General features: G+C 55.2%; 17 protein-coding genes. 4 read left to right on the top strand and 13 right to left on the bottom strand.

Annotated elements, in window-relative coordinates:
* Positions 1-128: 128 nt before the first annotated feature.
* Positions 129-1,772: a phosphoglucomutase (alpha-D-glucose-1,6-bisphosphate-dependent) gene (gene pgm, locus WN53_RS15645; RefSeq protein WP_024483168.1), complete on the bottom strand. Its 1,644-nt coding sequence runs from the start codon at positions 1,770-1,772 to the stop codon at positions 129-131.
* A 77-nt stretch (positions 1,773-1,849) separates the two neighbouring features.
* Entirely contained in the window at positions 1,850-2,392 is a 543-nt protein-coding gene (seqA, locus tag WN53_RS15640) for a replication initiation negative regulator SeqA (RefSeq protein WP_024483169.1), read from the bottom strand.
* Positions 2,393-2,632: 240 nt separating this feature from the next.
* On the opposite strand from seqA, the gene ybfF reads away from it, so the two are divergent.
* The 4 genes from ybfF (at position 2,633) to fur (ending at position 5,465) form a co-directional block, all read left to right on the top strand.
* A complete protein-coding gene (ybfF, locus tag WN53_RS15635; RefSeq protein WP_024483170.1) occupies positions 2,633-3,415 on the top strand; it encodes an esterase in 783 nt (260 codons plus the stop codon).
* A 247-nt stretch (positions 3,416-3,662) separates the two neighbouring features.
* Complete coding sequence (gene ybfE / locus WN53_RS15630) at positions 3,663-3,950, top strand: LexA regulated protein (RefSeq protein ID WP_021805298.1); 288 nt, start codon at positions 3,663-3,665, stop codon at positions 3,948-3,950.
* A gap of 203 nt (positions 3,951-4,153) precedes the next feature.
* Complete coding sequence (gene fldA / locus WN53_RS15625; protein ID WP_024483171.1) at positions 4,154-4,693, top strand: flavodoxin FldA; 540 nt, start codon at positions 4,154-4,156, stop codon at positions 4,691-4,693.
* A gap of 325 nt (positions 4,694-5,018) precedes the next feature.
* On the top strand, positions 5,019-5,465 hold the full coding sequence (gene fur, locus WN53_RS15620) for a ferric iron uptake transcriptional regulator (protein ID WP_021805300.1): 447 nt from the start codon (positions 5,019-5,021) through the stop codon (positions 5,463-5,465).
* A 181-nt stretch (positions 5,466-5,646) separates the two neighbouring features.
* Here the strand turns inward: fur and WN53_RS15615 are convergent, their stop codons facing one another.
* From WN53_RS15615 to WN53_RS15565, 11 genes are all read right to left on the bottom strand, one after another.
* Positions 5,647-8,310 carry a beta-N-acetylhexosaminidase gene (locus WN53_RS15615; protein ID WP_024483172.1) on the bottom strand — a complete coding sequence of 888 codons (2,664 nt, stop codon included), beginning with the start codon at positions 8,308-8,310 and terminating at the stop codon, positions 5,647-5,649.
* A gap of 18 nt (positions 8,311-8,328) precedes the next feature.
* Positions 8,329-8,655, bottom strand: a complete 327-nt coding sequence (gene chiQ / locus WN53_RS15610) for a ChiQ/YbfN family lipoprotein (RefSeq protein ID WP_024483173.1) — start codon at positions 8,653-8,655, stop codon at positions 8,329-8,331.
* Positions 8,656-8,705: 50 nt separating this feature from the next.
* Positions 8,706-10,094 carry a chitoporin ChiP gene (gene chiP / locus WN53_RS15605; RefSeq protein ID WP_024483174.1) on the bottom strand — a complete coding sequence of 463 codons (1,389 nt, stop codon included), beginning with the start codon at positions 10,092-10,094 and terminating at the stop codon, positions 8,706-8,708.
* Between the two features lie 593 nt (positions 10,095-10,687).
* On the bottom strand, positions 10,688-11,422 hold the full coding sequence (locus WN53_RS15600; protein ID WP_024483175.1) for an SDR family NAD(P)-dependent oxidoreductase: 735 nt from the start codon (positions 11,420-11,422) through the stop codon (positions 10,688-10,690).
* A gap of 4 nt (positions 11,423-11,426) precedes the next feature.
* Positions 11,427-11,675: an acyl carrier protein gene (locus WN53_RS15595; RefSeq protein ID WP_024483176.1), complete on the bottom strand. Its 249-nt coding sequence runs from the start codon at positions 11,673-11,675 to the stop codon at positions 11,427-11,429.
* A gap of 17 nt (positions 11,676-11,692) precedes the next feature.
* Positions 11,693-12,493 carry a MaoC/PaaZ C-terminal domain-containing protein gene (locus WN53_RS15590; protein ID WP_024483177.1) on the bottom strand — a complete coding sequence of 267 codons (801 nt, stop codon included), beginning with the start codon at positions 12,491-12,493 and terminating at the stop codon, positions 11,693-11,695.
* Between the two features lie 2 nt (positions 12,494-12,495).
* Complete coding sequence (locus WN53_RS15585; RefSeq protein ID WP_024483178.1) at positions 12,496-13,746, bottom strand: beta-ketoacyl-[acyl-carrier-protein] synthase family protein; 1,251 nt, start codon at positions 13,744-13,746, stop codon at positions 12,496-12,498.
* The gene (locus WN53_RS15580; protein WP_024483179.1) at positions 13,739-15,142 is read right to left on the bottom strand and encodes an efflux transporter outer membrane subunit; all 1,404 of its coding nucleotides are present in this window, start codon (positions 15,140-15,142) and stop codon (positions 13,739-13,741) included. The genes WN53_RS15585 and WN53_RS15580 overlap by 8 nt, the downstream gene beginning before the upstream one ends.
* Complete coding sequence (locus WN53_RS15575) at positions 15,142-17,097, bottom strand: MacB family efflux pump subunit (protein ID WP_037411382.1); 1,956 nt, start codon at positions 17,095-17,097, stop codon at positions 15,142-15,144. Before WN53_RS15575 ends, WN53_RS15580 begins: the two co-directional genes overlap by 1 nt.
* On the bottom strand, positions 17,090-18,253 hold the full coding sequence (locus WN53_RS15570; RefSeq protein ID WP_024483181.1) for an efflux RND transporter periplasmic adaptor subunit: 1,164 nt from the start codon (positions 18,251-18,253) through the stop codon (positions 17,090-17,092). Before WN53_RS15570 ends, WN53_RS15575 begins: the two co-directional genes overlap by 8 nt.
* On the bottom strand, positions 18,250-20,388 hold the full coding sequence (locus WN53_RS15565; protein WP_024483182.1) for a peptidase domain-containing ABC transporter: 2,139 nt from the start codon (positions 20,386-20,388) through the stop codon (positions 18,250-18,252). Before WN53_RS15565 ends, WN53_RS15570 begins: the two co-directional genes overlap by 4 nt.
* Positions 20,389-20,404 lie beyond the last annotated feature (16 nt).

Genomic DNA, 20,404 nt, shown 5'->3' with positions numbered 1-20,404 from the left:
CGTCGATGGCTCTAATCTAGATCGATATATCTAAATGCGCAAGAGGTAACCTGAAATTAGATATATCTAAATTGCAGGCATAAAAAAAGCGCTGTAAAAACAGCGCTTTTTCATTATCGAAGGAGAGATTACTTGGCTGAAGCTAACACTTCGCTGACGATCTCGACCGCTTCATGCTCGATCTTCTCGCGGTGCTCGGCACCCAGGAAGCTTTCGCAGTAAATCTTGTAAGCCTCTTCGGTACCCGATGGGCGAGCGGCAAACCAGCCGTTGTCGGTCATCACTTTCAGACCTCCGATGGAAGCGCCGTTACCCGGAGCTGCCGTCAGACGCGCGGTAATAGGATCGCCCGCCAGCGTGCTGGCCTTGACCATTTCCGGTGACAGCTTGGACAACGCCGCTTTCTGCGCGGAGGTTGCCGGAGCCTGGATACGGTTGTAGCTTGGCGCACCGAAGCGTTTGGCCAGATCGTTATAGTGATGCTGCGGGTTTTCACCGGTAACGGCGGTGATCTCGGCCGCCAGCAGACACATGATGATGCCGTCTTTATCGGTAGACCAAGGCGTGCCGTCGAAGCGCAGGAACGAAGCACCGGCGCTCTCTTCGCCGCCGAAGCCGAAGCTACCGTCGAACAGGCCGTCAACAAACCATTTGAAACCGACTGGCACTTCCACCAGTTTGCGGCCCAGATCGGCCACAACGCGGTCAATCATCGCGCTGGAAACCAACGTTTTACCCACGGCAACGTTGGCACCCCATTGCGGGCGATGCTGGAACAGGTAATTGATGGCAACGGCCAGGTAGTGGTTCGGGTTCATCAGGCCCGCAGGCGTGACGATACCGTGGCGGTCATAGTCAGGATCGTTGGCAAACGCCAGATCGAACTTGTCGCGCAGGGCCAGCAGGCCAGCCATTGCCGATTCGGACGAGCAGTCCATACGGATGATGCCGTCATGGTCCAGATGCATAAAGCGGAAGGTCTGATCGATGGAATCATTCACCAACGTCAGATCCAGCTTATAGTGCTCGGCAATGCGCTGCCAGTAGGCAATGCCGGAACCGCCAAGCGGGTCAACGCCCAGTTTCATGCCCGCACGCTGAATGGCTGGCATATCGACAATGTCCACCAGCCCTTCCACGTAAGGCTGCACCAGATCCTGCGCATGCAGATGGCCGCCAGTCCAGGCTTTATCCAGAGATTGACGCTGCACGCCCTGCAGCTTGAGGCTCAGCAGTTCGTTGGCACGCTTTTCAATCACGGAAGTCAGGTTGGTATCGGCTGGGCCACCGTTTGGCGGGTTATATTTGATGCCGCCGTCTTCAGGTGGGTTATGCGAAGGGGTAATCACGATGCCGTCTGCCTGCGCGCCCCCTTTACGGTTGAAGCACAAGATAGCGTGTGACACGGCAGGGGTTGGCGTAAAGCCGTTGTTTTCCTGCACCACCACGTCAACGCCGTTGGCGGTCAGCACTTCCAGCACGGAAATAAAGGCGGGTTCGGACAGCGCATGGGTGTCTTTACCCACGTAGCAAGGGCCAGTGGTGCCCTGTTGACGACGCACTTCGGCAATGGCCTGAGCGATCGCCAGGATATGTGCTTCGTTAAAGCTCTGACGAAGCGCGCTGCCGCGATGCCCTGAGGTCCCGAATTTCACCGCGTGTGCAGCATTACCGGCCTCTGGTTGCAGCACATAGTACTGCGACGTCAGCTGGGCTACGTTGATCAAATCACTTTGCTGAGCGGGTTGCCCGGCACGTGGGTCATTAGCCATCGACTACTCCCTAAAATGCCAGTACTGTGGCCGGGCAATGAGTCGCTTACGGCCACCGTGACGGGCTGTTCGCTAAATTAGACGGTGCCGCAAACTTTCTCGATCAGTTCCGCTGGGAACTGCATGGCCAGCATGATGTGTTCGATCATGCTGCGTTTACGACCAGTGTTGGTATTGGTGATCACCCAGTAAGGCGTACCTGGCACATGCTTGGGCTTGGTATGCGTTCCGTTGGCCAACAGCGTTTGCTGATCGCCAGCAAAATAGGTACGGGTACGGCCATGCAACGAATCCGTTGCCGCAGCAAAGCCCGCCGCATCGAGGGTGTACAAGGTGGAAAGTACCAGCATAAAACGATTTACAGCTTTGTTCTGTTCGGCATATTCGTCCGACAGCAGCAGCTCACGCACCGCACGTACGCGATCGCGCGGACGCTGTGCGGCAACAGCAACCGCTGACGGCTCTGCCTGGCCACTGGCAAGCACAGGGGCCGTGCGCACAGGCTGGCCTGCGGTAAACTTCAACATACGCCGTAAAATATCAGACGCACTTTCACCGATATGTTGCGTGTGGCTGGCAATATAGCGGTAAAGTTCTTCGTCGACTTCAATAGTTTTCATCTTTATCCAGTACGTTTTTTCTACTTATGAACCTGAAGCCAATTGGTGCATTCAAGCCATGGGATTATAAGGTTAAAAGCGCGGGTGCGAACACTACAATGTTCTCCCAAACGGCAAAAGCAGACTTTAGCCAACCGCCTTGGCCGCCAACCCCTCACCATACCATGAAATATCGGCAAAATTCTGCGAACAAACCAATATCTCTGCAATCATGATAACCTAACTCATTATCTCAACATCATGAACTTCACCATGAAATTACATTATCAATTACTGGCCGCAGAGGCTGCTACGCCAGCGAGCCTACCGATCGTGCTGATCCACGGTCTGTTCGGTAATCTGGATAATCTGGGCGTGCTGGCGCGCGACCTGAACCAGCAGCATACGGTGATCAAGGTCGATCTGCGCAATCACGGGCTGTCACCGCGCGCGGCGGAGATGACCTACCCGGCGATGGCGCAGGATCTGTTGACGCTGTTAGACGACTTGCAAATCGAGCGAGCCATCGTGATCGGCCACTCAATGGGCGGCAAGGCGGCGATGGCATTGACCGCGCTAGCCCCGGAGCGGATTGAACGGCTGGTGGCGATCGATATCGCCCCGGTGGATTACGACACTCGCCGCCATGACCAGATCTTTACCGCACTGCAAGCCGTCACCGATGCGGGCATCACCCAGCGTCAACAGGCTGCGCAGCTCATGCGGGCCACGCTGGATGAAGAAGGCGTGATCCAGTTTCTGTTGAAATCTTTCCATGCTGGCAGTTGGCGGTTCAACCTGCCGGTGTTGATCGAGCAATATGAGAACATTATCGGCTGGCAAGAGGTTCCACCCTGGCCGCACCCGACGCTGTTTATCCGTGGTGGCCTCTCGCCTTACGTGCAGGATAGCTACCGCGATGACATCGCCCGCCAGTTCCCGCAGGCACGCGCCTATGTGGTTGCAGGCTCCGGTCACTGGGTCCATGCGGAGAAACCGGACGCCGTATTACGGGCAATCCACCGCTTTATTGACCAGCCCTGAGCTCAAGTGGCGAAAAAACGCGCTAGAGAGAATAGCTTAGCGCGTTTGTAGCTAAGTTAGGCATTGTCGTCGCTCCATCTGCTGGGGTAATATGGCGCGCTATAATTTTGCCACCCTGTCCAGGTGTGAAGCTGCGCTTGGCTGGGGGTGAATTTGGGTTAGGGTTTATTGGCCCGAATTGTGTAAATCGAACCGTCTGGAAGCGTAAACCGCTTTTTGATGCAAACTCCCTTGCAGTAGCGCAACAATGGCAAAAGAACAAACGGATCGCACGACGCTGGATCTGTTCGCAGATGAACGCCGTCCAGGGCGCCCGAAAACCAACCCGCTTTCCCGTGATGAACAGCTTAGAATTAATAAGCGCAATCAGCTACGACGGGACAAAGTGCGTGGATTACGGCGTGTGGAGCTGAAAATCAACGCAGACGCGGTAGATGCTCTCAACAAACTGGCCGACCAGCGCAATATCAGCCGCAGCGAATTGATCGAACAAATGCTGTTGGCTCAACTGGCAGAAGAACAGCCAGAACACTGATCTCTGCTGTCGCATAGGCGGCACGGCGTTAAGGATGACGCCAGATCGGTTCCACCTCCGCAGAGGCATCGCATAAACGCGATAAAACCTCAGGGCAAATTTCTGGCATGATACGCATTTACGGCTGAGCAAGCCTGCCCTTGGCAGCGCCTCAGGCCGCGTTTACGCAACACATTCATTTGAATTAAAAGGTTATCTTTACTATGGCTCATGTAGGCATTTTCTTTGGCAGCGACACTGGCAATACCGAAAACATTGCCAAGATGATCCAAAAGACGCTTCAGCAAAAATTCGGCAACGACGTGGCAGAAATCCACGACATCGCCAAAAGCAGCAAAGAAGATCTGGCAGCGTTTGATATCCTGCTGCTCGGTATCCCAACCTGGTACTATGGCGAAGCCCAGTGCGACTGGGATGATTTCTTCCCGACGCTGGAAGACATCGACTTTAACGGCAAGCTGGTGGCGCTGTTTGGCTGTGGCGATCAGGAAGACTACGCGGAATATTTCTGCGATGCGATGGGCACCATCCGCGACATCATTGAACCACGCGGTGCGGCCATCGTCGGCCACTGGCCAACCAAAGGCTACCATTTTGAAGCCTCCAAGGGTCTGGCAGACGATGACCACTTTGTCGGGCTGGCCATTGACGAAGATCGTCAACCTGAGCTGACCAACGAACGTGTAGACGCCTGGGTCAAGCAAATCACTGAAGAGCTGAGCCTGGCCGAGATCGTCGGCTAAGCCTCTGCCCCGGCGGATAGGTAACACATAGTAAGGGCGCCGTAGAGCGCGCCCTTCTGTTATCGGCATCACGGATTAGAGCAATAGAAGCTACAAGTTTGTAACTTCCTACCTCGCCACGGTAGACTGAGATATCGGTTTATCCCATCCATCAAAGCTTTGCATGATTACCCTGTAAACGTGCAAAGATATGTTTGTTAACAACCGGCGGTTTCTATTTGCAGCAACCGGTTCTATAATGAGACGCAATTAACGCTTTGTGCCAACCGATGCCATAGGCGAGAACGCCTCAACTTGATTAGCATAGTAACAGGACTGAATCCGCATGACTGATAACAACTCCGCATTGAAGAAGGCTGGCTTAAAAGTCACTCTTCCGCGACTCAAAATCCTGGAAGTCTTGCAGGATCCGGCATGCCATCACGTCAGTGCGGAAGATCTGTACAAAAAACTGATAGATATGGGTGAAGAAATTGGTCTGGCCACGGTATACCGCGTGCTGAACCAGTTTGACGACGCAGGTATTGTGACCCGCCACAATTTTGAAGGTGGCAAGTCGGTTTTCGAACTGACTCAGCAACACCACCACGATCACCTGATTTGCCTGGACTGCGGCAAAGTGATCGAGTTCAGCGACGAATCCATCGAAGTGCGTCAGCGCGATATCGCCAAGCAACACGGTATCAAGCTCACCAACCACAGCCTGTACCTGTACGGCCACTGTGAAACCGGTGATTGCCGCGAGAACGAAACGCTGCACAACAAGAACTGATTCTGGCCAGCCAGAACGCGAAAACCGCCTAAATGGCGGTTTTTTTATGCCCGGATGATAGGCAAAAAAATCCCCGGACAGGCCGGGGAAAAATATCCACTCAATTATCACAATTGCAGTTTGCTCTCACCTCGCACTATCTCCGCCCCTCTACCGACACGTAGGTGGGCGGAGTTCTCACTTACGCTTTCACTGGCTCGGCACGGCTGAAGCGTTTGCCATCCGGGCTGATTGCACGGATTTGCACGTCACCCGCTACGGATGGGCGTGCTTTATCGTCATAACGCTGCCACTGTTTGCCGCCGTCGGTGGAATATTCAATTCCCAGGCCCGGCAGAGCGATATTCGCCTCCAACTTGCCACCGATGATGCGTGCACCTGGGACCGGCAGGCGATAGCTCACACCCGCTTTATCCATCTTGGCCAGCTCACGTTGGCCAATCAGGTTGGCAAAGCGCAGCCAGTCCTGATCCAGAGTTTTGGTATCGACCTGATGGGTTTCGCCACCTTTGTACTCACGGCCAGCTTTGTAATCCTGCTCCCAGCTGGCGCGGTGCCATGCACGTTCTGCCAGCGACACAGCACGTGGGTAAATCATGTATTCCATCTGCTGGTCGGTACGCACCACTTCGCTCCACAGTTGGGCGGAAAGACCATATGCGCCCGGCCATGGTTTGTCGCTCTTGGCGGTGAAGTGGTTACCGTCACGGTCAACCGAGGTTTCGGCGTTCTGCGGCAGGTTGTTCGGCGCAAAGCTGAAGATCTTCTGCTCGTCGCTGAAACGGGTGCCCCAGTAGTAACCGTGCTCGTCCGGGCTGACTTCATACGGGAAGTCCATGTAGACGTAGTCCGGGTTAGAGATCACCACGTCATATCCCTTGTTCGCCCAGTCGTTAGCCGAGTCGAAACCACCCCAGTACAGGGTATCCCAGAAGTTCACCGCCACATGCTTGGTCGCGAAGGCCTTCGAGTCTTTGGCATCTTTCAGGCCGTCCTGCCACGCCTGCATTCTGTCAATGCCGTGCGCTTTCACCAACTGGCTGACTTCCAGACCGAAGTAGCTTGGCAAGTGTTCCATATCTTCCACTTTGCCGTCTTTGATGATGGCCTGACAAACCTGCGATTTGGCCCACGGCTTGTCTTCTTTGCTCAGATCGAGGATGCCCTTGCCCGCTTCCGGGTTTTTCACGTCGGTATAGCCAGCGCCCAGACGGATGTTCTTCGCTTCGTCCCCACCAAAGTGCCAGGTTTTCAGCGGCTGACCGGCCTCTTTGTGCATCTGAGCCACTTCGCCAATCACTTTGTCCACGAAGTTCTTGGAGGAATCCAGGCATGGGTTCAGGTAGCTCTGACGGTTGAAGTACTGTACAGAGGTGGTATTGGAGGTATCGGTCGGATCCACCAGGCGGAACTCGTTGGCCTCTTTCTCTTTCCCTTCGGCCAGCAGCTTCTTGTAGCGAGCTTCCATGGAAGTAATCGCCGCACGGGCGTGCGCCGGCATGTCGATTTCAGGGATCACTTCAATCTGGCGTGCCTGAGCATATTTAACGATGTCGATATAGTCCTGACGGGAGAAGAAGCCACCGTGCGGTGCCGGGCCAGAGCCGTATTGTGGCATCAGGCAGGTGGTCTCGCTCAGGTCATGACAACGCTGGCCGCCCACTTCGGTCAACTCTGGCAGGCCAGGGATCTCAATGCGCCAACCTTCGTCATCCGTCAGGTGGAAGTGGAATTTGTTCAGCTTGTAGGCTGCCATTTGATCCAGCAGGCGCAATACGGCGTCTTTTTGGTGGAAGTTACGCGCTACGTCCAGGAAAATGCCGCGGTATTGGAAGCGCGGTGCATCTTTGGCATCCAGAGTCGCGATCTTCTTGCTGCCGTCGGATGGGATCAGCGACAGGATGGATTGCAGACCATAGAACACGCCGGTCTGATCGAAACCAACGATCTCGGCACCTTTCTCGCCAATCTTCAGTTGGTAGGCACCTGGCACGGCCTGATCGCCTTTGAATGCCGCTGGCTTGATATCCGTCTTGATCGGATAACCGTTCGCCTGGCTCTCAATGCCCAGCAAGGCAAAACGCTCGGCTGCAGCATCTGCCGCTGGCTTGGTCAACGCGCTCAGCTCCAGCGCCACGCCTTTGCTCAGGTCAATATCCTTCGCATGGACTTTAACTTCCATCGGGGTTGGGATGATTTGCCCACGCAGCGATGCCATCGGCAACACTTTCAGATCCTGGTTCTTGGTGAAGCGGCTTTCTGGCACCATCAGAATGTTGTTGTCATCCTTGGTACGCTTCCACTGGTCACCGGTGAACGGGGCCACAAACTGGTTAACATCTTCGGTATCGGTATTTGACAGGATCTTCGGCTGAGCATCGCCGGAAGTGGCATACCAGCGCGGCAGGAAGTCGGTGCGGAACAGCTGCCAGTATTCAGCGATAATCGGGATTTCCACCGCCTGATTGGCCGGGAAGCTGGTGAATTTGTCCGTCGGTTCCAGCTTATACAGATCGCCGGTAATGTGGGTGATTTTGAACTGGTCGTTATCGACCTTCAACGTTTGGCGCGGGCTGTGGAAATAGATCGCCCAGTCTTTATCTTTGATTTCCTGATTGCCGTTGGTCAAGGTGATCAGCACCTTGTGGCAGGACGCCCAGTCGGCACCCAGCTTGGCACAGTCCACGCCGTTCTCAGCGGCACGGTTGTCCAACATCTTCAGATTGACCTGCAACTGGCTGAGTTGATCAACCACCTGCTGGTTGGCCATGGCAGAACCTACGCTGCCCAATAGTCCAACGGTAGCCGTCAGGGCGGCGAGAGCACTCATCTTAAACTTGTTCATCTGCAACCTCTTGCGTAATCAGTTGTTGTTTGCGCGAATTTCTTTCCAAATCTTGCCGCATTTGGCGTCATACGCCTGGCCATTGCCGGTATGGGCAGCCTGGATGCAGCTTTGGTAATCCAGCACCCGCACGGTTTCCTGCTCAGCGAACTGTTGGTGCTGTTTCTCTTGCTTCAACACGTTCAGCACCGCCTGGCAGGCCTGCAATTTCTCTGGTGAACCTTCCGCGGTATTGATACAGGCGCTGTAGGCCTGGCGCAGCTTGACATCTTCCGGTGGCGCGGCCGATTGCGAGCAGGCGCTAAGCCCGGCAACCGCAGCGATAATCAGCATCAGTTTTTTCATGGTTAAAGTCCTGTGGCATTTCCCCGGCAGCCTGGCCACCGGGGAGCGCATTAGAAGATAGTGAACGGTGCGATAACGATGAATTTGACGTCTTTCTCGTCCTGGAAGATGTTGCCGTAACCGCCGCCCCAGCTTGGAATATCGGAATGGTTGTCATACTGCGTGAAGTGCAGTTTGAACAGGGTGCCTTTGGCGCGCCCGTCCTGCATGGTGTACATCGCATCCAGGCTGTAAGCGCTCTCTCTCAGGCGCTGGCTCTGATCGTAAATCGGGTTGGTGCTTGGCTTGGCGTCCCAGGCGTAAACGTAGGAAGCGCCGACGGCCATACCAGGCAGGTTCCAGTTGCTCAGGTCATACATCACGCCACCAAACACGGCTTTTTCACCGTTGGCGTTAAAGTCGGAGCGGTTATCCCACCAGATATCGAGGCGGCCGTTTGAGGAGGCGTAGGTCGGGGTCATACGCTGCAGGAAGAAGCCTTGGTTACCTTCCGCCTTGACCATGGTGCCTTCCAGACGCCAGTTGAACTGGCCGGTGGTATAACCGAAGGTCAGCGCCTGCAACCATGCCAGACCATCATAGATGCTGTTCGGATCGCTATTGTCACCGATACGATCTTCAGCACCGTAGAACTGGTAGCTGGTAGTCATCGGGTTACCGGCCAGGTCAAACTTGTAAGATGCCTTGGTGAAATACTGATTCACGTAGCCTTGCGCCTGGCCAAATGCGGCTTCCAGCACCAGATCGTTTTTGAAATCGTATTTGGCACCCAGTGAGTGCAGATAGGAAACGTCGGTCTTGCGATCGTTCTGACGGAAGTCGTCCATCTCGATGTGCCAAGGCGCTTTGTACTTGTTGGTCCACATGTAGGAGAAACTCAACGCACCTGAATCGCCATAGTCAAAGTTGGCACCGGCTTCAGCACCCTGGTAGGTACCCGGCATAAAGCTCCAGTGCGGGGCCAGCAACGTTTGCCCGCTTGGCTGGATATAACCGGCACGCGCCCAGACCGGGCCGTACTTGAACTTACCGGCCGCTTTATACAGGCTGATACCGCTTTTATCGCCGGAGTAATCTTCATCATAGGTACGGTTACGGCTGGAGAACGCGATTTCGTTCGGGTGGCCACTCTCGCTGGATTCGGCCATTTCGATGGCGGTGAACGCCGCCACATCGATGCCAAACATGTCCGCCGCATAGCCGGAGTTGAAATCCAGGTTGGCGTTCCAGGTGGAGTGAGAGAGGTTGGTTTTAAAATCACCGGTTTCAACGTCTTTGCGATCGCGTTGACGTTGCCAGTAATAGACCCCACCGGTCAGCGTAGAATCGTCGATAAACCCTTCGGCTTGCGCTTCTGGGGCCATGACGAATCCGCTTCCTAATATTGCACCCGCGACTGCGAGCGCCAGCGTTTTACGCTGAGCACCGTGCGTACCCATAAGAAAATTCCTCTTTGACTTTGACTTTAAAGTGCGCCCGCCTGCGTTCACCACTGCCCTGCACGGTCGCTAATAAAAAAACCCTAATCGGGTAAAATTGTGCCGGATGATAAAATTCACCTCGGCCTTGATACTGTAGCTAGACTATTTTTCGCGACGCGAATTATCAAATGAAAAATGAGAGAGATTTGTCAAAGTATGACAAGGTGCACACATTGATGATAATTCGTTACAATAATGAGCAAGGTCACTATTTATAAATAATTACCAATAAAATCATATAATAAAAGCTTAAAAAAGCTAATCCCCTGTGGATTGAAAGGTTTCAGCAAGCGGAATACGCCGATTGGCGCCAAAAATGAGAGCGCTCTACAAATGATATTAATTCGCATCGCGAATATATAAGTCGAGATGATGAAAAATGATACGCGGTGACAACCAAGTTAATTCTTAGAAAAAAACAAGCGTGATCACCGCTAACACCAACGCAAGGGAGGGTTGGTTTTAGGGATAAAAAAAGCCGAAACGGACGCAGCATGTACACTGGTTTAGGTGCGGGATTTGTAGGGACGAACATGTTCGTCCCAAGTGGGTCAGGCAGTTAACCCTCCGTCGAGGATCAGGTTCTGTCCTGTCATATAACGACTGTCATCACCTATCAGAAATACCGCCGCCCTGGCGACTTCGCTGGCCTTGCCCAAACGCCGCAATGGGATTTGTTTGCGCAGCGCCTTCAGCGCCTCCGGTGGGATCGCGTCTGTCATCTCACTGTGAATGATCCCAGGCAGCAGGCAATTCACCCGTATGTTAAAGCGCGCCACCTCCAACGCCAGTGACTTGGCCAGGCCTATCATCGCCGATTTGCTGGCAGCGTAAGCCGTTTGCCCTACATTGCCCTTGATCCCCGTTATCGAAGACATCAGTACGATGGCACCTTCGCCCTGCCCCATCATGGCTGGCAGCAGGTGGCGGTTCCAGTAGAATACGGCATTGAGGTTAGTGTCCATCACCTGGCGCCAGCGCTCACTCGTTTGTTGGATGTGCAGACTGTCTTGGGCGATCCCCGCATTATGGATCACCGCCAAAGGCGCACCGAGGCGGGCCAACAGATCTGGCGCTACAAGGTTCACCGCCTGTTCATCACTGCCATCACAAGCAACGCTTTCCACCCAGCCAGGCAAACCGGCGCAGGCCTCAATCACCTCGGCTGAGGGCGACCGATCGCTACGGCAGGTCAACACCACGTTCCACCGTTTGGCCAACTCTTCCACCAGCGCGCGGCCAATCCCCCGGCTACCGCCGGTCACTAATACCCATTGTCTGGTCATAGGCTTATTCTTGCTGTTCGGCCAGAGATTGGCACAGTTCACCCAGTGTCATATTGGGTTTATCGATAAACATTTCGGCACTCAACGTAGCCCCGAATTCACGCTTGGCCAGCACCATCAGTTCGACGTAATCCAGGCTGTCGAGTTTGAGCTGATGCAAGGGCATCTCTGGCGAGAGGTCGTCCATCTCGAGATCTTTGGCATCACAGATCATTTCGCTGACGGTGAGGTAAACTTGTTGGTACTTTTCCATGGTATGTCCTTATGTTGTTAACTGACCAACGGCCAGGTTTTCAAGGTGACTGCCGTTGTTATCAGCGGCTGCGGCAGCGTGTTAGCCTGGATCTCCGCCCGTAACACCAGGCCGCTGTGTTTATCCCCCATGATCAGCATGGGCGAAATCTGGTAGTACAGCCGCTCTTCAAGATGAAAATGGGGATCGGGGGTAAAAAGTTGGGCGCTAAAGTGGGTTTCATGGTGTGTCTGCACCACCGGGATCTGTGCGAACACGTCGAGCAGCGTCTCGGCAGCCAGTTCGGGAAACGCTGCACTGAGCGTCGCCAGCGTTGCCGGGGATTGCACCAACAACTGAAATAACAGCGCATCAAAGAACCCCCAGGTCTGAGTGATATCAGAGACCTCTCCGGGAAACAGGCGGGCTAGTGCCATCACTTCAGCCACCGTCAGCGAGTGTTCCTTCACGCCAGCACTCAATGGCAAGAGTGGGGCCGAAGTCAGCGTGCTGCTAAAACAGCGTTCCTGCGTGGTACTGTCCAGCAGCGCACCGGTCACCGAGCTTCCCTTGCTGGCAATTTGCAACTGATACGACGTCTGGCACAACACTGGCTGGCGCAAACGTGCGCGGAAGGTACAGCCCTCCTGATCCGGCGCTGTAGCCAACAGGGCTGTGCTCAGGTGACGTTTCATATCCAGCATCGCACGCATGCCATGTACGCTCAGTTGCGCCACACCGATCTTGCGCGCCTGTTGCAGGTCAAAATGGATCGGATTGTAATCGCCAGAAAATGCGGCCCAGGCTTCAGCATCTTGCACGCTATAAGTGAGATCCATACTCATGCCTGCCCAATCACCAAGGCCGCATTGGCGCCGCCAAAACCAAAGCTCAGATTCAACGTATTTTGTAACGATGCAGAGCGATGCCCCTCACCGATGTAATCCAGATCGCATTGTGGATCGGCATTCGTCAGGTGGCAGGTCGCGGGCATCACCTGATGCTGCATGGCTTGCAGGCAGATGATGGATTCAAAACTGCCCGCCGCCGCAATAAGATGCCCGGAGTATGATTTGGTGCTGGAAAGTGGTGTGCTAAAAGCGGCTTCACCGAAGGCCAGTTTGATGGCCTGCGTTTCGTTCAAATCGTTGAGCGGCGTAGAGGTGCCATGCGCATTGATATAGTCGATATCAGCCGCCGCCAATCCCGCCTGGTCCAATGCTCGCGCGATAGTCTTGACCCGGGCAAGCTTGTCTTCGGCTGGGGCAGTAAAATCGACGGCATCGGAATAATTACCGTAGCCTTTGATCTCGCCAAGGATAGTTGCCCCACGAGCCAGCGCGGCTTCCCGTTCTTCCAGGCACAAAACGGCCGCCCCTTCAGACAGCACAAAACCGTTGCGATCCAGGCTGAACGGGCAGCAGGCCTTGCGGATATCTTCCTGCTCGCTCGCCAACGCGCGAAGGATATCGATGTTCCACACGGCGGCATCGGTACGCAGCGACTCCCCGGCTCCGGCAAGCATCATGGAGGCACGTCCACTGCGGATCACCTCAAAAGCATCCCCGATGGCGATCGTCCCGGTCGCACAGGCCGCAATCGGGCTGTTTTGATAACCGCGCAGGCCCCAGAACAGGCTGCATGCCGCCGTAGCCGCATTCGGCATCGACAGGAAACAGCCAAACGGTGACCCCAACCCCGTGCGCAGATAGCCTTCATAATTCATATGGGTTTCATCCTGCCCCGCCCAGCCGCTGCCCATAATCGTGCCGCACTCCAGCAGATCGTAATAGGCCGCCGGGCTTTCACCCTGAAACGCCATGCCCATCGCCTCACGGGCCGCGGCCAACACCAGCCGGGCAAAACGCGGCAGGCGACGACGGATCGCCGCAGGAACCCCTTTCAAGCTAGGCTCCTCGTCGATCAGCCCCAGAAAACGTGACTGGATCCCGACGCTGGATTTATCGTAATAACGGTAACCTAGCTGATAATCCATGATCGCTGCCCAGCTTTGCGCTGCATTCATTCCCAGCGGCGTCACCGCCCCGTAACCGGTGACCACCACTCGGCGCGGCATTAAACCTTTATTCATGATTTCCCCTTTCCCTGTCATTGTCTTTTGCCACACCACCGCCCAATGCCAGCCAGAGTTTCATGGTGGCATTGAGGTAGCTGTACTGCAGATCCGCCAGATTATTTTCAATGGTCAGCAGGGCATCTTCTGCATCCAGCAGAGTCTGGAAAGAAACGGCTCCCGCCTGGTATTGGCTAGTCGCCAGCGCTAAACGCTGCTGGCCTAGCTGCAGATTTTGCTGCTGGTTTTTTCTTTGCTGCTGATAGCCAAGCCGCTGCGTCATGGCGTTATCCACATCGGACAAGGCGCTGTAGACCGTGCTGCGAAACACAATCGCCGCCTGCTTGACATCCAGATCCGACTTTTCGATGGTCAGTTGTACGGTGTTCCATTCCACAAACGGTAAGGCAGCGTTAGCACCCAATGTTCTGGCCGGATTGCTGAACCACTGCTGGAAAACATTACTGGCAGCGCCGAGTGATGCACTCAACGAAAGCGTCGGATAAAAGCCTAGGCGGGCCACATCCGAACCCGCCAACGCCGCGCGCAGCTGGCTTTCCGCCGCTTTCACATCCGGGCGGTGGGCGATAACCTCAACCGGCAGCATCTTGGCTATTGGCACATCCTGGTGAGTGTCCAGAGAAGCTCGCTCTACCTGACGATCGGTGGGCGAACGGTTGAACAGGATGGCCAACGCGTTGCGGGCCTCCTCGCGCTGTTGTTGCAACAGGCGTAGCCGGTTTTCACGTTCGATCACCGATTGCTGCGCCTGCAATACATCAAGTTGCCCAGCCGCGCCCGCTGCGTAGCGGGATTGCAACATGTCGAGCGTCTGCTTACTGATTTGCAGCCCGGTCTGCTGTTGCGCGATCTGCTGATTGAGGCTGGCGATCTGCCAGTAATAGCGCGCGGTATCACCGATCAATATCAGCGCGGTGTTTTGCCGATCCTGCTCCGAGGCCTCAACCTGCCACTGGGCCTGCTCTCTGGCCCGCGCCAGCTTGCCCCACAAATCCAATTCATAGCTCAGATCCAGCGAGGTACGGTAAGACTCCGTCGGGGTGGTATTGCTGCGCAGGTTTTTTTCATTGCTTGCGCCGCCGCTAACCGCAACGTCCGGTGTAAGGTTGGTATTGGTTAACCCCGCCGCCAATCGCGCCTGCTGTAGCTGCAATCCGGCAATCGCCAAATCGTTGTTACTGGTCAGCACCCGACCAATCAGTGTCGAGAGTTGTGGATCGTCAAAGCTGTCCCACCAGCGTTGGCTGTGCTGTAAATAACCTGCCCCGCTCTCCTGCTGCCGCCATTCGGAGGGCACAGAAAGCATGGGCTGCTGATAGTCGCTTTTGACTAATGAGCCACATCCCGTCAGCAATAAGGGGAATAACAGTGTCCAGGAAAGTCTGCCCATCATCATTCGCGTGCCAACGCCTCCGTAGGGTGAAGGCGCGCGGCATTACTCGCAGGGAAAAAGCCAAACCCCAGGCCGATCAGCGCCGAGAACCCGCAGGCCAGCACCATCGGTGGCCAGGTAAAGATCATGGAAAACTCCTGCGTTACCCAGGAGAAAATCACCCCGGCCAGCCCGGCACCGATAATGCCAATCAGCCCACCCAGCGAGCAGATCACCATCGCTTCGATCAGGAACTGGCGCATAATATCCGCAGGACGCGCCCCAACCGACAGGCGGATGCCGATCTCATGGGTTCGTTCTGTCACGGATACCAGCATGATATTCATTACGCCAACGCCCCCCACCAGCAGGGAAATTCCGGCGATGGCGGTGATCAGCAGCGTCATGGAATCCGACGCCTTACGGATGGCCTGCGTCATCTGGTCATTGGTTTGGGTGAAAAAGTCACGCTGGCCATGCGCCTGCTCCAGTAATGCTTCTACCCGGCCTTGCACCTCACGCAATGAAATACCATCGTTGACCCGCAGGGTTATTGATTCGATCGGCATATTGCCGGACATACGCTCCAGCAACGCGGTGTAAGGCATCCACGCCCCAAGCATCATGCCGCTAAACTTACCGCCCTTACGCTCGGCTATACCGATCACCCGGTAAGGCGTACCCGCCAATTGGATGATCTCCCCCTCGGGCAGCTCATCTGGCTCAAACAGCGTGGCGCGCAGTTCCGGATCGATGATCACCACCGGTTCACGCTCGTCCAGATCACGCCCGGTAAAGCCGTTGCCGGAGAGGAAATGCAGGCCCTGCACGCGAAAATACGCGTTGCTGATGCCGGAAATCGACACCATAGCCTGCTTGCCTCCACGTACCGCTTTTACCGTATTGCTGACCAACGGCGAGACGCTATCGACATAAGGTTGCTCCGCCAGCAGTTCGACATCAGATACCGTAAGCGCCCGCGCAAAGTCGGGGCGGAGATTATCCCAGCCCAGCCCCGGCCGGATCTCCAGCGTGCTGGTGCCCAGTTGGCTGATTTCATTCAGAATACTTTGCCTGGCCCCTTCCCCGACCGCCATGGATGACACCACCGAAGAGATACCGATGATGATACCCAGCATCGACAGAAAGGCCCGTGCACGGTGCCCTAACAAGGCCCGCCAGGCCATCTTGACGGCCTCTTTCACGCTTTGCCAAAACCTTGTGCGGCCAGTAGCCACGGCAACCGGCAGCGCTGGCGGGGTCTCCAACGGCGCGACGGCATAGTTGGCCTGGTCGGAAATAATCTCACCGTCGCTGATTTCAATGATGCGCTGTGCCTGATTGGCAATATCACGATCGTGGGTCACGATAATCAGAGTGTGTCCTGCCTGGTGCAGCGCGTGCAGGATCCCCATTAACTCTTGGCCGCTGGCACGATCGAGCGCCCCCGTCGGTTCGTCAGCCAGAATGATTTCCGCCCCGTTCATCAGTGCCCGGGCGATACTGACCCGCTGTTGCTGCCCACCGGAAAGCTGGGCCGGTTTGTAATGAATACGCTGCTGCAACCCAAGCCGGGTCAGTAAATACTCGGCCCGTTGCTGACGCTCAGCCGTCGGCATCGCCGTATACAGAGCTGGTATGGCGACGTTTTCAGCGGCGCTGAGGTACGGCATCAGATGATAGCGCTGGAAAATAAACCCAATGTACTGGCTGCGTAATTGAGCCAGCTGTTCGCTACTGGCCTCTGGGGTGGAAATACCCTTGATGGACATCTCCCCCTGCGTCGGCTTATCCAGGCAGCCAATGATATTCATCAGCGTGGATTTCCCCGATCCGGAAGCGCCAATGATCGCCACCATTTCGCCCCGCTGAATGGTGAGTGAGATAGCTTTCAACACCGCCACCGTCTGCAATCCGGACACAAAATGGCGAGATACGCCGCGCAGGGCGATCAAAGGCTCACTATGTTCAGCCATGATGATCGCTTCCCGTCACTGAGGAGCTCAGCACCACGCGATCTCCCTCGTTGAGCCCTTCTTTGACTTCGGCAAACTGCCGGTCATTAAGTCCAATACGGACCCAGCGTAGCTCAAGCTGCTTGCCATTCATCACACGCACCTGATAGTGGTCTGCATCCCGCTGTGCACCAAAGGCGGCAACCGGCACACGCAGGATATTCCTGGCCTGTTCGGTGATGATAAACACCTGAGCAGTCATTGAGGTTCGAAGCAAACGCTGGGCGTTGGCGATCACAAATACGCCGTTGTAATACACCGCAGAGGCTTGTTGGCTGGAGGACGTCGCGAGGCTGTCGTCCAGCAAGGCCTCGCTAGGCGCATCCTGGATCGAGCCCATCACGCTTTCATAGCGCTTTTTCGGATCGGCAACCACGTAAAACCACAGTGGCTGCCCAACGCGAACCTTGAGGATGTCCGTTTCTGAAATGCGGGTATGCACTGACATGGTATCGACATCCGCCAATACCAAAATGGTGGGTACGGTTTGAGAAGAGACAATGGTTTGCCCCTCTTTGGTGACAATCCCCAACACTTCGCCATCTATCGGCGCGACAATGCGGGTAAAGCCCAGGTTGGCGCGGGCCGTTTCCAGCTCCATCTGTGCCTGAACGATTTGGGCATCATTCACCTTTAGCTGGGCGACCTGCGTCTGGAGCTGGGCCTGGGCTTTCTGCAACTCACTTTTTACGCCGGAACCTTCGCGATCCATTCTGCGCTGCCGGGTCAACTCCTGCTGATACTGTTTGAGCATCGCCTGAGTGACCTGCTTCTGCGCCTGAGCGCTTTGTAATGCCGCTTCTGATTTACGCAACGCATTCTGCTGCAACGTGGGGTCAATCTCTGCCAACAGTTGCCCGCGAGTGACGCGATCCCCCTGTTTCACATACAGCTTTTGCAGTTGCCCGTTGACCTGCGCCCCGACGCTGACCTGTAGCAATGGTTTAAGTATCCCGGTAGCCAGCACCGTTTTCTCAATATCACCACGGGTAATTTCGGCAGTATTGAGGGCACCCTCTGAAGTTGGCGTCATGGCATACCAGACAACCGCACCGCTCAATGCGGCCAATGCCAGCACAGCCATCAGCAACTTCTTCCCTGTCATTTTAATTTTCATGAGTATGCTGCCGCTGTCAGGTCTGGTTGCGATGCGAACAGGGTATCAACCTGCGCCATCCCCCCATTGTCCATGCGATAAACCCGATCAAACATCGACAGCACGCTTTCGCTGTGTGTCACGGTGATCAGCGTTTTGTGCTGTTCACGGCAATGGTCCAGCAAGGTCGTCATCACTTGATGCGCCGTATTTTCATCCAGGTTAGCCGTGGGCTCATCCAGCACCAGCACCGGGCAATTGCTGTACATTGCCCGAGCTAATAACAGGCGTTGGCGCTGCCCCAGGGACAACCCGGCATGGCTTTCACGGATCAGGGCATTGAGCCCACCCGGCAGTTTTTCTACTACCGAGTGCAGGTTCAGCCCCTCAAGGGAACGCTTAATCCGCTGGTGTCGATGCTCATCCACGTTCTCATCAAACAGCGTGATGTTCTCTAGCACCGAGGCATTGAACAGAATATCTTCCTGACTTTGCAGGAAGAACAAGGTGTGTATCTGCCGATAATCGACCGGCTGACCATCGACCACCACCTCACCTTGCTGCGGTGCCATCAGACCGGTCATCACTTTCAGCAGCGTGCTTTTGCCCGTCCCCGATTCACCGACAATGGCAATCCGTTGGCCGGGTTGCAGCGATATCGACAAATCATGCAGCACCGGCAGTTGGGCATCGTAGGCAAAGACAATATGGCGAAAACTCAACCGAGAGCTGAACTGCGGGAGCGTTTTAGGTGCTGCTTCATGCTCTGAGTTGGCAGGAAACAGATCCCGCGCACGGGTATCGATGACGTGCAGCTGGTTCTTCTGCAAAATGGCGTAGAATATTTTGGTGATATACGAGGTGAAAATCTCCCGCACAAAACTGTAGGCAAAAAACTCCCCTAGCGTCAGGACACCCTTTTTCAGTAATGGCAACGCCAGCAGCATGAAAAACACCATCTCCAGGCTGCCGATCAGCTGATACAGGCTGCTTTTGACCTGCTCATAGATCCTCTGCTGTTGCTGGCAGGTAAACAGGGATAGCGCGTAGCGGGCAAACACGCTTTTGCGCTGGCTATCCAACCCAGCGGATTTGATGGTGGAAAAACCCTGAATGCTTTCCAGAATAAAGTCGCTTTGCTCCGCCGTTTTTACCTGCAACTGCTGGGTGTAATAGCGATCGCGGTAGATGGCCCAGACGCTGATCAATCCCATTAGCGTAACGCCAACGCCAGAGACCATCGCCAGCAGCGGGCTCATGTAACACATGACGCCTAACGCGATAGCGCCGATAATCCAATCGGTACGCAGGCCGTTATCCAGCTCGATCTTGATGCCGGACGCCTGCTGCCAGTTAGAGAAGCGGCTGAACACGTCGCCCGGTGCGCGTTTGGCAAAGAAGTTGAGCGAATTACCGAGTAACCGCGAGAAACCGGCTACGCTGTTGACCACCACAAAGCGTTTGATAAACCGCTCCGTAACCCAACGCACGGCAAAGGCCAGCAGGGTAGAAACAAAAAACGCCAGCAGGAAATAGAAATACGGGAAGTCGGCGTCACCCGCCGAGGAGTAAACCTGATTGATGGCGCTGCCTACCATCGTCGGCATGATGAACAGGGTTAAGGAAATCAGAAAGGCCAGCACCATCAGCCGATAGATACCCGGCATCCTGGCGGTCTCTTTCAGGCTCATACACTCCAAGGCTTTGAAACCCGTACTGCGCTTTTTATCAGCCTGTGCCTGTGGGTCGGGTTGGTTTTCACTGTCCAGCACCAGCGCGTAGCCGCTGATTTCCAGTTTTAATGCATCGATGGGCAACAGTTGCTGGCCTATCGCCGGGTTCATCACGCAGACATAGTTGCCTTGGCGGTACGCCAACAGCACATAGTGGCTGGCACCATAGTGTAAAATGGCAGGCAGGGGCAGCTCCGCCAGCTCACCATGATCGAAAATCACCGGGTAAGCGGGTATGGCCAGCTCAGAGAGAATGGTGCATAACGTGGTCAACGAGGTGCCATGCTGCGACGCTGGATAGCGTTCACGCAAGTTCTCCAGCGGGGCATCGATGCCCTGCGTCTGCGCCAGCATGGTGATACAGGCCAACCCACACTCATTGGTTTCACCTTGAAAAACCTGCGTCGGGATTATCTTTTCCATGATCTGACTTCTTCAA

This window comes from Serratia fonticola (assembly GCF_001006005.1).
Lineage (GTDB): Bacteria > Pseudomonadota > Gammaproteobacteria > Enterobacterales > Enterobacteriaceae > Chania > Chania fonticola.
This window is presented reverse-complemented; position numbering and strand designations above follow the sequence as displayed.